12 protein-coding genes are annotated in these 15442 nt (G+C 43.6%); 5 read left to right on the top strand and 7 right to left on the bottom strand.

The features are described from left to right. The first annotated feature begins 213 nt into the window (after positions 1-213). The gene (locus GPUN_RS03100; RefSeq protein WP_006003309.1) at positions 214-435 is read left to right on the top strand and encodes a hypothetical protein; all 222 of its coding nucleotides are present in this window, start codon (positions 214-216) and stop codon (positions 433-435) included. A gap of 45 nt (positions 436-480) precedes the next feature. Further along, positions 481-1158: a cupin domain-containing protein gene (locus tag GPUN_RS03095; protein WP_006003308.1), complete on the top strand. Its 678-nt coding sequence runs from the start codon at positions 481-483 to the stop codon at positions 1156-1158. A 41-nt stretch (positions 1159-1199) separates the two neighbouring features. Here GPUN_RS03095 and GPUN_RS03090 read toward each other — a convergent pair whose 3' ends face one another. Then, complete coding sequence (locus tag GPUN_RS03090) at positions 1200-1370, bottom strand: SEC-C metal-binding domain-containing protein (protein WP_006003307.1); 171 nt, start codon at positions 1368-1370, stop codon at positions 1200-1202. 230 nt (positions 1371-1600) lie between these two features. Between GPUN_RS03090 and GPUN_RS03085 the strand changes: the two genes are divergently transcribed. Next, entirely contained in the window at positions 1601-2944 is a 1344-nt protein-coding gene (locus tag GPUN_RS03085) for a cation:dicarboxylate symporter family transporter (protein ID WP_006003306.1), read from the top strand. A gap of 8 nt (positions 2945-2952) precedes the next feature. Here GPUN_RS03085 and glgX read toward each other — a convergent pair whose 3' ends face one another. From glgX to malQ, 3 genes are all read right to left on the bottom strand, one after another. Continuing rightward, the gene (gene glgX, locus GPUN_RS03080) at positions 2953-5088 is read right to left on the bottom strand and encodes a glycogen debranching protein GlgX (RefSeq protein ID WP_006003305.1); all 2136 of its coding nucleotides are present in this window, start codon (positions 5086-5088) and stop codon (positions 2953-2955) included. Positions 5089-5139: 51 nt separating this feature from the next. After that, positions 5140-7326, bottom strand: coding sequence for a 1,4-alpha-glucan branching protein GlgB (glgB, locus tag GPUN_RS03075; protein WP_006003303.1), 2187 nt, complete (start codon positions 7324-7326; stop codon positions 5140-5142). 63 nt (positions 7327-7389) lie between these two features. Continuing rightward, positions 7390-9615 carry a 4-alpha-glucanotransferase gene (gene malQ / locus GPUN_RS03070; RefSeq protein ID WP_006003301.1) on the bottom strand — a complete coding sequence of 742 codons (2226 nt, stop codon included), beginning with the start codon at positions 9613-9615 and terminating at the stop codon, positions 7390-7392. Between the two features lie 318 nt (positions 9616-9933). Here malQ and gap point away from each other — a divergent pair, with 318 nt between their 5' ends. Beyond that, complete coding sequence (gene gap, locus GPUN_RS03065; protein WP_006003299.1) at positions 9934-10929, top strand: type I glyceraldehyde-3-phosphate dehydrogenase; 996 nt, start codon at positions 9934-9936, stop codon at positions 10927-10929. Positions 10930-11002: 73 nt separating this feature from the next. Continuing rightward, on the top strand, positions 11003-11971 hold the full coding sequence (locus tag GPUN_RS03060; RefSeq protein WP_006003297.1) for a D-hexose-6-phosphate mutarotase: 969 nt from the start codon (positions 11003-11005) through the stop codon (positions 11969-11971). Positions 11972-11999: 28 nt separating this feature from the next. Here the strand turns inward: GPUN_RS03060 and GPUN_RS03055 are convergent, their stop codons facing one another. The 3 genes from GPUN_RS03055 to edd are packed head-to-tail and all read right to left on the bottom strand — an operon-like array spanning position 12000 to position 15437. Further along, positions 12000-12638 carry a bifunctional 4-hydroxy-2-oxoglutarate aldolase/2-dehydro-3-deoxy-phosphogluconate aldolase gene (locus tag GPUN_RS03055; protein ID WP_006003295.1) on the bottom strand — a complete coding sequence of 213 codons (639 nt, stop codon included), beginning with the start codon at positions 12636-12638 and terminating at the stop codon, positions 12000-12002. Continuing rightward, complete coding sequence (gene glk / locus GPUN_RS03050; RefSeq protein WP_006003293.1) at positions 12635-13594, bottom strand: glucokinase; 960 nt, start codon at positions 13592-13594, stop codon at positions 12635-12637. Before glk ends, GPUN_RS03055 begins: the two co-directional genes overlap by 4 nt. Position 13595: 1 nt before the next feature. Next, positions 13596-15437 (bottom strand): phosphogluconate dehydratase, encoded by a 1842-nt coding sequence (gene edd, locus GPUN_RS03045; RefSeq protein ID WP_006003290.1) that lies wholly within the window; start codon positions 15435-15437, stop codon positions 13596-13598. Positions 15438-15442 lie beyond the last annotated feature (5 nt).

The raw sequence follows: 15442 nt of genomic DNA, 5'->3' as shown, positions 1-15442 counted from the left end.
TAATAACACCGGTAATTTAGGGTATTTGCCTTATTCTTAGCTCACTTTTACTTTTGAGAAATCAGCGATTTAAAGGGGTTGGTGTTAATATGCAATAAATAGCTTACACGTTAGCACTAACTCCTTTAGAGTTTTTATAGAAGTAAAGATTTGGTTTCCACCTCACAAATCTTGTGTGAAAAAACGAGGGGGATTAATAAAAAGGAAATTATAATGTTATCAAAAATAGTGGTAAATCTTTACACGCTTCTTTTGGAAATAGGACTTTGGCTTTTACTCATTGCAGGTTTCGTTGGCGGCTGGCAATCGGGAGGCGTCATAGGTGCAATAGTGGGCCTTGTTGCTTCTGCAATATTTGGTGCAGTCTTTTTCGGAGCTTTTCTAGTGCTCAATGATATTCGTGCTAGAGTAAAAGCTATTGAAGAAAAGCAATAAGCAAAAGCGTAAAATCAAGTAGATCACCTTCAGGCTAAAGTACATATGAATATAAATGCAAATTTCGATACCACGGTGGTGGTTCATGCTCAGGAACGTAAATGGATAGCGTCGCCTATGCAAGGTGTTGAGCGAAAGATGCTTGATCGTGTGGGGAATGAAGTAGCCCGTGCTACTAGCATCGTGCGATATGCGCCAGGCAGTCAATTTTCACCTCATGTTCACAATGGTGGTGAGGAATTCGTTGTTCTTACAGGTGTTTTTCAAGACGAACACGGCGATTATCCTGTCGGTACTTATATGAGAAATCCGCCGCAATCATCGCACACTCCTGGCTCTGAAGTAGGCTGTACTATTTTTGTGAAGCTGTGGCAGTTTGATCCAAATGACCAACATCAAATGGCCGCCAAGATAAAAAATGTGGATCAATCTCACAAACAGTCGTTATTTGAAAGTAAATACGAACAAGTGTTTTGCGTGACATTAAGGCCTAATGAAGTATTCGCAATTAACCATCACAAGGGGATTGAAATATTTATGCTACACGGAGAAGCTGATCTGCAAAGCAATACACACGCAATTACTATGTTTAAGTTCTCATGGTTGCGTAAAGCTGTTGACGAGCCGCTAGTGTTAACAGCAAAAACACCTGTACGGCTGTGGCTAAAACAAAACCACCTACATGACGTCGAAAAACAGCTTGAGCGAGTGCTTTGCGCATAGCTTCCTTTACATCTAAAAAAGTAGACGGGCAAGAGGGAGCTCTATTTAGCGCAGCACTTTTTGTATTTTTTGTTACTACCGCATGGACAAAGGTCATTTCGGCCAATTTTAGCGCCGCCTCTAACAATAGGAGTTTGAGACTCATGGTGATGGCCGCACTCTGGACCATGAACGTGCCCTTCTTCGCCATGTTCTACTATTTTATTTGTCATATTTGTGGCCCCATTAGATTCGACCCTATAAGTATAAAGACATTTAGTAGTGCCTCATAGCAATATCATCATGATTGACAAAGTCGATGTGCATTTCACGTGTCGGTTAATGCGTAGCAAAAATAATAAGACCATATCAATTTCGTTTAAGTCATAGCAAAAGCGTATTTTCTTAAATATTTTTAAAGCGTTAAAGTGCCGCGCTGAATTATCGTGTAAAAGAGAATGTCATGTCGTTTAGCGTAGTCTTAATGCTCGCACTATTTGTTGGTTTATTGTTTGCTATTTATGCATTTTCAAAAAAGAGCGAAAGCCTCTCTCGCAATGTATTATTTGGCTTGCTGCTAGGCAGTGTTTATGGCTTGTTGCTACAATTTTTATTTGCAACTCAGCCCGAGGTCACCAGCGCAGTATTAAGTTGGGTTGCGCTCGTGGGTCAAGGCTATGTTGGGCTGTTGAAGATGATAATAATGCCGTTGGTACTGGTGTTTATGATTGCCGCAGTAGTGCAGCTTGAAAAGCAAGGTTCCTTAGGCAAAATCTCTTTTGTGAGCATTTCCATTTTATTATTTACCACGGCTATTGCCGCTATTATAGGTATCGCCGTAACCTACGGATTTAACTTAAATATAGATGGCTTAGTGTCAGGCGCCCGCGAAACTGCGCAAATGACGAACTTACAAAGCAAAGCAAACGATGTTGCAGACTTAACGGTACCACAAATGTTGCTAAGTTTCATCCCACAAAACCCCTTTGCTGATTTAAGCAATGATCGTTCTAGCTCGATTATTGCCGTTGTTATTTTTGGTGTGTTAGTCGGCATTGCGGCGCGCAAAGTGGTATTACAGCGCACTGACTTAGCAGGCCCCATCAAAACAGGTGTAAACGCTTTACAGGCGACCGTTATGAGCCTAGTTAAGATGATAATTTCACTTACACCCTTTGGCGTTACAGCGCTTATGGCTAGCGTAATAGCAAACTCAAGCGGCAGTGATATTCTAAACTTACTCGCCTTTATTGTTGCTTCGTATGTGGCCATTTTGCTGATGTTTATAGTGCATGGCTTTTTGCTTAGTTTAGCGGGCGTTAACCCTAAAGAGTTTTTCAAAAAGATTTGGCCGGTACTTACCTTTGCCTTTAGTTCGCGCAGTTCAGCAGCCGCTATTCCTATGAATATTGAAGTGCAAATTAATCAGCTTAAGGTGCCACCGGCTATTGCCAACTTATCAGCTTCATTTGGTGCCACTATAGGACAAAACGGTTGTGCCGGCATTTATCCTGCCATGCTAGCCATAATGGTCGCGCCAAGCGTAGGCATCGATCCTATGACCTTAGGCTTTATACTGCCACTCATTGGCATTGTGGTGATTAGTTCATTTGGGATCGCGGGCGTTGGCGGCGGCGCTACTTTTGCAGCCTTAGTGGTTCTACCCACCATGGGCTTGCCGATTGAGGTGGTCGCCTTACTCATTTCAATCGAACCTTTAATTGATATGGCGCGCACCGCGTTGAATGTATCAGGCTCCATGATCTCTGGGGTAATAACCAGTAAAATAATAAAACCGCCTGAGTAATATAAGCGTCATAGCGGCGCAAGACCAGCCGCTGATTCAACACTAGTTTTTCTATATAAGTGCATAGAACGCGCTTGTAAACTAAACGATGGTTCAATTGGCAAAGTTGCATAAGTACTCATATTTGCCTGCGCCGTGTTTAAAAAGCACTGCCATGGCTCACTGCTTTTTAAAATAGGTAAAGTGAAATCGCGATCTTTATCTAAGCTGTTGATGCACAGCAACCATTCTTGAGACTCTGCGTTGTTGTCAATGACTATTTCGCCCACAATGTGCAGCGCAAAGCAATGATGCTCATGATTAACCCAGTCTATGTCTGTCTTAAGGCTACCATCGCGACGATACCAGTTGGCTTGCGTGACGTTTTGTCTATTATCGTAAAGATCATCATCGAAATTCATTTGCTGCAGTAACGGATTGTTGTTGCGCAAGCTAGTCATATAGCGGCAAAATTCGAGAAAAGAGTGCTTAGTTGAATCTAAAGTCCAGTCGTACCAGTTGATATTATTGTCTTGGCAGTAGGCATTGTTGTTTCCGCTTTGCGTGCGGCTTATCTCATCCCCGCCTAAAATATGCGGCGTGCCTTGGCTGAGAATTAAAGTCGCAAATAAATTACGTTTTTGCTGCTCACGCAGAGCAATTATTTTTTTATCAGTACTGGGCCCCTCAACGCCATAATTAGCGCTTAAGTTGTGATCATGCCCATCACGGTTTTCTTCTAAGTTTGCCTCATTATGTTTTTGCTCATAGCACACAATATCATGCAGCGTAAAACCATCGTGATAGCTCACGTTGTTCACACTAGCATGCATAGGCCTAACATTTTTATGAAACACATCTCTGGAGCCTAAGAGACGGGTTGCAAACTCTCCTTTTAGACCTTTATCGCCGCGCCAGAAGCCGCGCACAACGTCTCTGTATTTATCGTTCACTTCTAGCCAATAATCGGGATATTGCCCAAGCTGATATCCTCCAGGGCCGATATCCCAAGGCTCTGCAAGCATGAGCGCTTTGTTTAAAATAGGGTCTTGTCTTAAAATTGTAAAAAAAGTCGCGTTACTTTTAAAGTCATACGCTTCTCTGCCTAAAATACTGGCCAGATCAAAGCGAAAACCGCTAACCCCCATCTCACTGACCCAATAACGCAAGGCATCCACCAGCAAATTCAGCATAAACGAATCAGACACCTTTACGGTATTGCCACAGCCTGAATAATTAACGTACTGGGGTGTTTCTGACTCATCAATATGCTGCATTAGGTAAGCGTGCGACTCACATAAGCCTCTAAAGCTGAGCACTGGACCATCGGGGCCGCTTTCACAGGTATGGTTAAATACCACATCTAAAATGACTTCTATACCTGCATCTCGATAGCTTTGTATCATTTCTTTGCATTCAGTGAACGCGTCATTTAACGCATAGCGCGGCTCAGCAGCAAAAAAATTAATAGGATTATAGCCCCAATAATTGCTCAGACCCTTTTTAGTAATAAAGGGTTCAGGCATAAACGACATTAAGGGTAAAAACTGCACGCTACTAATTCCCAATTCGCTTAAATGAGCAATAATTGCAGGATGACACGCGCCTAAATATTTACCTCTAATGGCTTGAGGCACCTCAGGGTGATTCGCGCTTAAACCTTTAATATGTGTTTCATAAATAATTCGCTGCTCAGGTTTAACGTTGAGGGGTTCAAGCTTTGTACTGGACGTTTGCATTATGCGCGCTTTAGGCACTAAAGCATGCGAGTCACCTTCATATAAACTCGGGTCCCACTGCAATGGCCTATTAAGTGCCTTTGCATACGGGTCGATGAGCAACTTATTCATATGAGAATTCGGATGGCTACGTTTATCTTTTTTAGGCCGCACACGAATACCATATAAATGCTCATGCTTAACATTTGAAATGATGCCAAACCATTTGGACTTACTTCGCTCTTGCAAGGAAATTTGCGCTAAAGCTTGCTCATTCTCGTCAAAAAGGCAAATAAATACTTCTTCAGCGTCGGGGGCGTACACTACAAAATTACAGCCTTGCTTACATAATACGGCGCCTAGCTCTTGCATATTTCCAGGCAGTAATTCAAAGGCACTGGCCACGAATTCTTTTTCAATATTTGTCGTTTGAGACTGCTGACTCATGTTAATAAGATACTCTGTTGTAGGCTAGTAGCGAAGGTATATGCAGGCGAACTAGCGCGCTAAAATTTTAAAAAACATTGTTGCCAGAGGCGGCACAATAATATCGACGCTGTTATCAAAATCATTCGCGGCGATGGCTTTACTGCTAACGGTTTGCTTAACTTTATAGCCACTGCCGCCAAAATCTGCATCGTCGGTATTGAGTATTAATTTATATTTACCCGCAAAAGGCACACCTATTTTAAAGTGTTCATATACCGATGGGGTGAAGTTATTCACAACTAAGACCACATCGTTTTGTAAGCCGCTAAATCGGGCAAAGGATAGAATACTGTGCTGCGCATTGTTAATGTCTATCCATCTAAATCCACTATGTTCATGGTCAAGTGCGTGCAAGCATGGCTCCTTTACGTATACTTTGTTAAGCGCCCTGTAAAGATTACTTATGCCAGTGTGAAAGTTTCCATCGCCGCCTTGGGTTTGCAAACAGTCCCAGTCTAAAGACAAGTCGTGATCCCATTCAGCGATTTGTGCTATTTCATTTCCCATAAACTGCAGTTTTTTACCCGGGTGCCCGAACATGAAACCGTAATACGCGCGTAAATTAGCAAATTTTTGCCATTCATCACCCGGCATTTTTTGGATCATAGAACCTTTGCCGTGCACCACTTCATCGTGAGAGATAGGCAGCACAAAGTTTTCGTCATAGGCATATACCATTGAAAACGTCAGCTCACAATGATGATAAGCTCTGTAAGCTGAGTCTTTGGCAATATAGTGAAGCGAGTCGTGCATCCACCCCATATTCCACTTGAAGCCAAAGCCTAGGCCGCCAGCAGAAACCGGCTTTGACACGCCCGCAAAAGAGGTTGACTCTTCGGCTATCGTAATGGCCTGTGGAAATTGAGCATACACGGCTGTGTTTATCCACTGCAGCAGGCTTATCGCTTCATAATTGTGATTACCGCCGTCTACATTAGGTAGCCACTCGCCTTGATTACGAGAGTAATCCAGGTACAGCATAGAGGCAACGGCGTCTACCCGAATACCATCTACTTTATATTTATCAAACCAAAACAGCGCATTAGCCACCAGTAGCTGCCGCACGGTGTCTTTACCAAAATCATAGATACATGAGTTCCAGTCTGGATGCCAGCCTTTACGGGGATCGGCATACTCATAGACATGCGTACCATCAAATTGCGCAAGGCCGTGGCCATCTTCAGGGAAATGCGCCGGCACCCAATCCACAATAACGCCAATATTTTGTTGATGACATGTGTCTACAAAAAATTTGAAGTCGTCGGGACTGCCAAAACGACTAGTAGGCGCAAACAAGCCTACCGGCTGATACCCCCATGAGCCGTCAAACGGAAATTCAGAAACGGGCAAGACCTCTATATGGGTGTAGGCCATTTCTTTAACATAAGCAATCAAGTCATGCGCAAGTTCCACATAGCTTAGGTAAGTTTTGTGAAGATCACTTGGGCGCTTCCACGAGCCTAAATGCACCTCATATATGCTCATAGGCGACTTATAAGGATCTTTTTTAGTCTGATGCCACTTAGCATCATTCCATTTATAAGCTTTATGGTCATACACCACTGATGAATGCGATGGATACTGATGTTGACTAAAGCCTATGGGATCTGATTTGTCTGGAAGTTGATGACCGTGGGCGTCTTTTATAGCAAATTTATATAGCGCACCGGGCGTTAAGTTTGGGATAAATAGTACCCAGTAGCCCATGTCTGTTTTTTGCATGGGATGTAGTTGCTTATCCCAGTGGTTGAAATCACCAATGAGTGATATTGCACTGGCATTGGGTGCAAACACTGCAAAACGAACACCCTTAACACCATTGTCGCTAGTCACTAGCTGCGCACCAGCCTGTTCATATAGGTTTTGTGGCGCACGATCAATAAAGTGCACCGCGCTATAAGCCGTTTCAGAAAACTGGTAAGGGTCGGTATAAATGTATTCGCCGTCTTGGGTATGGGCAACCACCTCGTAAAGCCGATATTTGGATTTTTCACTTTTGAGGTTTACCGTGAATAAGCCCGCGTTTGACTTTTTTAAATCAGCAATTTTTTCATGGCTTTTTGCATCTCGAATTGATAAGGCCGAAGCTTGGGGGAACCAAACACTGACAAACGCTTTATTAGCACTGCTTATCCAGCCCAACTGCGAAAATGGATGCATACAGCAGCCTTCTAAAAGTTGTTGCTCAAAGTGCATGTATAACCTCGTTGTTATAATATCGATGGCCTGCTAGGATTTTGCAACTTGATTAGCGCAGACTTAATTACCACTGGCATATTTACGACGCGCATTTAATTGCTCAGCAAGTACTCTTATTTCTGGCTTGGTAAAAATATCTTCCAAGTCATGACTCAACTTACGCCGCCAATTAGGGTATTCATTAAATGTACCGGGAATGTTAACAGGTTTATCCATTTGCAACCAATCTTCTAACTGCAAACTAAGCAAGGCACTCGTGCCGGCCGCCATGTGCGTCTGCATACCAAAGTTGAGCGCTTGCGTCATGCCCACGTGGTGCACATCCAAGCTAATTGAATGAGGAATAGCACCGTGACCGTGTAAACTATCTAGTATATGCTGCTTATTTTCATGCCGGGTGTCGTATAGCGTTTTTAGCATCTCTGCGTCTGGGTATATGCCAAGTTCTTTGCCTTGCGCCAAATCATCGCAGTGCCAATAGCCGCTCAAAGTGGGCATATCATGGGTGGTTAAGGTTGACATAGACTGCACAGGATAATGCGACGGAGAATAAAATCCTCCATCGTGGGCCTGTTCAAAAAAGAAAAGCCGATATGAATATATGCCGTTAGCCTCAAGTTTTTCGCGTATAGCGTCAGGAACAGTGCCCAAATCTTCTCCTATCACCATACTTTTATGACGAACACTTTCCAAGGCCAAAATAGCAAGTAGGTCGTCTACTGGATAATTAACGTATGCGCCTTTCGTGGCATTGTTTTCTTTATGCACCCACCATAAACGCAACAGCGCCATTACGTGATCTATACGCAGCGCACCAGAGCCTGCCATGTTTGAAGAGAACAAGTCGATAATAGGTTGATACTGCTGTTCTTGCATAACACTAGGTATCATGGGCGGCAAGCCCCATTTTTGCCCCAATGGCCCAAGTACATCAGGCGGTGCGCCAATGCTAACATCAGTGCAATAAAGATCTTTATTACCCCAAATTTCGGCGCCGCCCTCGCTCACGCCCACGGCTAGGTCGCGATATAAGCCAATTTCCATACCAGCCTTAATAGCAGCCTTACTAGCTGTTGCAAACTGATCAGCGGCTACCCATTGCAAGAACAAATAAAACTCAACTAGTTTCTTTTCTTGCTTAGCAAACTGAGCAACTTCAGGTGAATCTGCACTACTGTATTGCTGCTCAAATGCTGGCCATCCCCAGTGTTCTTTGCCTTCTTTTTTTAAGGTATTTTGCAATGCTTCGAAAGTGGCTAAGGTGTGTAGACTTTTGCCGCCTGTTTTAATAAACGCTTTAAAGGCTTCATTTTGAGGTGATTTTTTGCTTAGAAATTGTTTTTTATACTCAGTGAATATCAGTGATAAAACAGTATGCTTAATGTCAGCCACACCTGCATAGTCAACAAAATCGACTTCACGTAGTTCAATCAGTTTGTGCTCAATGTTATTTTCCTGCATCCAGCTTTGCACTGCGTTTGATGTGAAACCGTCGATGATGGTCACATCAATGTACAAATAATTGAGCCAGCGGCGCGAGCTTGGTCCATAAGGGCTACATATATTTGGATTAACCGGGTATAAAGCATGAATAGGATTTAGGCCAATGAAGTCTGCGCCTAAAACAGCCAACTCATTTACTAAACGACTTAGATCAGTAAAGTCACCTATGCCCCAGTTGCGCTGGCTACGCAAGCAGTAGAGCTGGACGCTCAAGCCCCATATTTTTTTGCCTTGGCGAATGTCTTTTGGAATAAAGCAGCGAAGGGGCGCAATAATAAGATTGCTTTTGCTCATTATTTTGCGGCCCATTAGCAACTGTAGTTCATGGTAACCAAGGGCCTTATTTTTTTCTGCATAAATATCTTTTTGCACGTTTAACGGAAGCTCAATGAGGTATTCTTGCCATTCTAAACCTTCAATTTCTCGCGCTGCTAAGAGATGCGCATCAACAGGTGTAAATTTATAGATAATCGACTTACCCGATTCCAGCACAAATTTAAAGGTGTGAAGCTTAGCTGCGTTGCTAATAGATGTGCGCATATTAACCGTCAGTTTGGCGCCTATTCTTAGCACAAGAACAGGCGCCAGCGGGCGTAACCAATAATCAGAGGCTTGGGCTTCGAGCTGCTGCGCTAAGATGTTTTCGTCGTCTACTTGATAGCCCATCGATTTGAGCAGCTCTTGTTGGGTTTCACGCTGGATTATCGCTGGTTTACCCCATGCGTCTATATAATTAGAACCTATACCTTGTTGCTCAATTAAATAGTCTGTTAGTTGTGTCATTATTGTATAAATCCCAAGTGGCTTTAGCTTTTATGAAAATTGTTTACTAAAAAATCGACAGCGGCAGCAAATGAAGTAGTCGCCTACTGCTAGGATCACATACTTTATGGCCTTAGTGAACTACTAGCGCGCATCGTATCGTTTCGCTTTGATCAGTTAATTATCTCATGCATATTATAATATTAAGGAAGGCAGTAATCACTTTATTTCATTGCCTACTGTATATGTAATAAAACAACAGATGCCAATAAAACTTTGCTTTATAGTAAAATATTGTGCATAATTTCGTAATTAAATTACAAAAAAATAGAGAGCATCATGACAATTAAATTAGGAATAAATGGCTTTGGCAGAATTGGTCGCTTAGTAATGCGTGCGGCCATGGCACGCAACGACATAGAAGTTGTGGCAGTAAACGATTTAATAGACATTGACTATATTGCCTATATGCTTAAATACGATTCAACACACGGTCGCTTCAACGGCAGCGCTGACGTAAAAGACGGCCATTTGCTCGTAAACGGTAAAACAGTGCGTGTTACTGGTGAGCGTGATCCCGCAAATCTAGCGTGGGACGATGTTGGCGTCGATGTGGTAATTGACGCAACGGGCATATTCCTCACACAAGAAACCGCACAAAAACATATTGATGCGGGTGCCAAAAAAGTCGTTTTATCTGCACCTAGTAAAGATGCTACGCCTATGTTTGTTATGGGTGTAAACCATAATGATTACGCGGGAGAATTAATTGTATCTAACGCTTCTTGCACAACCAACTGTCTAGCGCCTATTGCAAAAGTACTACATGATAGTTTTGGTATTAAAGACGGCTTAATGACGACCGTGCATGCTACTACCGCCACACAAAAAACGGTCGATGGCCCGTCTTTAAAAGATTGGCGCGGCGGCCGTGGCGCATTGCAAAACATCATTCCTTCATCTACTGGCGCTGCCAAAGCCGTTGGAAAAGTAATACCTGCCTTGAATGGCAAGCTCACGGGTATGGCACTGCGCGTACCTACTGCAAACGTATCGGTAGTAGATTTAACTGTCAATTTGTTAAAGCCAGCTAGCTACGATGAAATTTGCGCAGTTATGAAAACAGCCGCTAACGGCGAGTTAAAGGGCATTTTGGGTTACACTGAAGACGCAGTTGTGTCTAACGATTTTATTGGCGATACTCACTCTTCTGTGTTCGATGCCGCTGCAGGTATCGCACTTACTGACACCTTTGTGAAGGTGGTATCGTGGTATGACAATGAGATGGGCTATTCACATAGGGTGCTTGACTTGGTTGCGCATATCTCTAAATAATAATGTAGCACACTAGGCATTACCTTAAAAAGCGACCTCGGTCGCTTTTTTATTGATTAGGAGATATCCATCTATGCAACACCAGTCGCAAGGCCAGACAGAAATAGTAAACGAGTGTCTAGCGGTAATAGATAAAGTAGGCAGCGTAGATATTCAGCAATTGGAGCGTTATGGCCATTGTTTAATCTTGGAAAACGCCTATTGTCGCGTGGTAATAAGCCTCTTTGGTGGACAGGTTTTATCGTATATTAATAAGTTTGATAATAAAGAAAGGCTATGGCTAAGTAAACTGGCTATTTTTGATGGCAAAGCCCCAATCAGAGGAGGCATTCCTATTTGCTGGCCTTGGTTTAGCAACCACACAACAAATGCTGATTATCCAAGTCATGGATATGCGCGTACGCAAATGTTTCGCCTGTTAAATGCACAAGAAACAGCAAGTAGCAATAAGATACATAGCACTAGCGTCACCTTAGTACCCTCTCAATTAGAACAATATGCTTACTCAAATATTGATATGTCATTAGTTGTTACACTCAGTGACAGGCTGTGCGTTGAAATAGTTTCCACAAATAAAGGCTGCGAAGCAGTTTTGCTAACGCAGGCATTGCACAGCTACTTTTTAGTTGACGACATTCATCAAGTTCACCTTAGCGGTGTTAATACGCCTTATGATGATAAAGTCAACGCTACTAAAAACAACAAGCCGCCAGATGTTTACAATTTCACAAAAGAGGTGGATAGGATCCATCTCTTTAATCACCTTCTATACACACATAAGCAGACAATAAATATATGCAAAACACACGCTGCACCGCCTCAAAACAGCCAGCATATGGTTAGTCAAATGATAGAACAAACCGGACACGATGCTACTGTTGTATGGAACCCGTGGGTTGATACATCAGCGGCCATGAAGGATATGCAAAACAATGGTTATAAAACAATGCTTTGTATAGAGGCTGCAAATACAGCGAATGCAAAAAAACCACTAATACTAGGACCGCTTCAAACCCACAAACTATCGCAAACAATATTTTAAAATGAAATAAAAGAGGTCAAAACTAAATTTAAATAGCCATCGCTTTTTTAGCTAGCGCGGTGAGTACATGCCACTGCTTGTTTTCGATAGCATCGTTTGGTACGAGCCATGAGCCGCCTACACACGCTACGTTAGGTAAGGCGAGATATTCTTTATAATTGTCGGGACCAATACCCCCGGTGGGACAAAATATAGTATTGGGGAAAGGGCCGCCGATAGATTTAAGTGCTTTAACGCCGCCGGCTGCTTCTGCCGGAAAGAACTTCAGATGATCGTAACCGGCATCATTTGCTTTCATCAAATCAGAAATATTGGAAACACCTGGAATAAGTGGAATACTGCCTTTTATTCCAGCGCTTAATAAGGCTTCTGTTAAGCCGGGACTTATGGCGAATTTTGCGCCAGCGTTGGTCACCGCTCTTAATTGCTCTTCGTTTGTAACCGTGCCTGCACCAACGTAGGCTTCGGGTAATTCTTTTGCAATGGCTTCTATTACCGCTAATGCTGCTTTAGTGCGTAAGGTAACTTCAAGCACATTGATACCCCCGGCTAAAAGGGCACGGGCAATGGGTAAGGCATCTTCCAGTTTTTCTACCACAAGCACAGGTACTATCGGGCCTTGACTAAATACATCCGCTGAGGTGATGGTCCAGTTATTCATATTCATTCGTTCTCTACAGTATGTTGTATAAGGTAAGCCAAAGCTCCTAACAAGCCATGGTCAGGCTCTCTAATTAAATAAGTGGGAACATTCTTAACGTAGTAGGCAAATTCCCCTTTTGCTTCAAATCTTGCCCTAAAATCACTTTGTAAGAAATAATCACCTAAATGACCCGTTACACCACCGCCAATAAAGATACCGCCTGTGGTACAAAGGTTTAACGCTAAATTACCTGCAAAGCTGCCCATTATGCGGCAAAACTGCTTTATGGCTAGCGCAGCCATTACGTCACTGTTGTCTAATCCAGAGGCGGTAACACTGGAAGGGTTTTTAAGCCTAATTTCATGACCATAGTGCAGGCAAAGCGCGCTGTAGATGTTTACAATCCCCCGCCCAGAGAGTACTTCTTCAGCAGACGCGCGACCGTACTTCTTCTGCAGGTACTGCCATATTACTATGTCGATTTCGTCGGTAGGCGCAAAATCAACGTGACCACCCTCACCGTCTAACGTTTTCCAGCCGCTAGACGTCCACGTTAAATGCTCAACACCTAAGCCCGTTCCTGGACCAAAAACCGCAATGTTGCCGTGCTCTTTCGCACTGCCTTGGCCAAGCTGAATCACCTGATTATGAATTAGCGTAGGCAGTGAGTGAGCAACCGCAGTAAAGTCGTTGATAACATACAAGTTATCTAGTGCCAGTTGGGCTTTGAGCTTAGTTTGTGAAAACGCCCATGAATGATTAGTCATTTTCACAAGGTCATTACTGACAGGGCACGCAATGGCAATACAACCTGCACTAAAATGATCGCTAGTGGTATTTTCCTGAAACTGCAAAATAGCTTCGCCGATGCTGTCAAAATCAGCGCATAAGTATTTCTCTATTTTAGCTACCTTGCCATTTTCTATAAGCGCTAACCTAATATTAGTGCCGCCTACGTCAGCTACAAAGCGGTGCGACATCTCAAAGCAATCCTGAATCTAGTTTGTCTTGCTCAATAAATAAAGAACAGGCACCCTGTTCTGCACCCGTTAAGGTTGAACGCATACCCGCAAAAAGCTCTCGGCCCATACCTTGATGACTGGCTGTTAAATCTAGGCTTGCTTGGGTGCGAGCGGCTAAATCGACTTCACTAACGTGCAGGGTCAACTTACCCGTTGAGGTGTCAATTTCAATTAAGTCGCCGGTGTTAATTTTACCAATAAGACCGCCTTTAAATGCCTCTGGTGTTAAATGTATGGCGGCTGGCACTTTGCCTGATGCGCCCGACATTCTGCCATCAGTTACCAAGGCGACTTTAAAGCCCTTGTCTTGCTGTACGCCCAAGGGCGGCGTTAAACGATGTAATTCAGGCATGCCTATTGCCGCAGGTCCTTGAAAACGCACCACAACCACACAGTCTTTATCAAGCTCACCTGACTTGAACGCTGCGTCAAAAGAATACTGGTCTTCAAATACAACCGCGGGTGCTTTGATTTTACAATGCGGTTCACGCAGCGCCGATGTTTTCATTACCGCACGCCCTAAATTACCCGTAAGCACCGACAAACCGCCATCTGGTTTGAATGGATAGTTGATGTCAGCAACCACCTCCTTGTCGAAAGATTCTGCAACCCCTTCAACCCACGTAAGCTCTCCATCTACAATGCGCGGTTCTTGGGTATATCGCTCAAGACCGTAACCACAGATTGTGTTTACATCGTTATGCAATAGCCCTTTGTCTAGCAGTTGTTTAAACAATAAAGACATGCCACCCGCGGCGGTAAAGTGATTAATATCGGCTGAGCCATTAGGGTAGATACGCGTAATTAAAGGAATAGCGCTTGATAAATCAGCAAAATCGTCCCAGTTTACAATCAAACCTGCTGCCCGAGCGACAGCCACCAAATGCATCGTATGATTAGTTGAACCCCCTGTGGCTAATAAGCCAACAAGACCGTTAACCATCGCTTTAGCATCGACTATATGACCAATAGGCATGTAGTTATCGCCTAAGTCGGTTAATCGTGTTACTTGTCTAGCGGCGGCGCCGGTTAGGGCTTCTCGTAGTTCAGTACCAGGATTCACAAAAGATGAACCTGGTAAGTGTAGACCCATCATTTCAACCACTAATTGGTTACTGTTTGCGGTACCATAAAAAGTGCATGTTCCTGGTGAATGATATGACTGTGACTCCGCGTCAAGCAGCTCCTCGCGACCTACTTTGCCTTGCGCAAATTCTTGCCTAATGCGCGCTTTTTCTTTGTTAGGTAAGCCTGATGGCATCGGCCCTGCAGGCACAAAGATAGTCGGTAAATGGCCAAAACTTAGGCCGGCTAAGAGTAAACCAGGCACTATTTTGTCGCAAATGCCCAGCATAAGCGCACCGTCAAACATATTGTGAGAAAGGCCAATAGCGGCGGCCATTGCAATATTGTCGCGGCTCATTAAGCTCAATTCCATACCGGGATTACCTTGTGTAACGCCATCGCACATAGCCGGCACACCGCCAGCAAACTGTGCAACGCTGCCTACTTCAGAAATCGCTTTCTTGAGTTTTTGCGGATAATCTTCATAAGGTTGATGCGCGCTTAGCATATCGTTGTATGACGACACAATAGCAATGTTTGCTTTGATCATGTTGCGCAAGTCAACTTTGTCTTCTTTGCCACACGCAGCAAAGCCATGAGCCAAATTGCCACACGACAGCTCGCCTCTTAATGGGCCCTGCTTGCGCGCACGTTCAATTTTGGCTAGGTAAGCAGCTCTTGACACTTGGCTGCGTGCTATAATTCGGTCGGTTACTTCTTGTATCATAGTATTCATATAAA

The sequence above is a fragment of the Glaciecola punicea ACAM 611 genome, assembly GCF_000252165.1.
Classification (GTDB): Bacteria; Pseudomonadota; Gammaproteobacteria; order Enterobacterales; family Alteromonadaceae; genus Glaciecola; species Glaciecola punicea.
The sequence above is the reverse complement of the archived record's forward strand: the minus strand, read 5'-3'. Positions and strand labels throughout refer to the sequence as shown.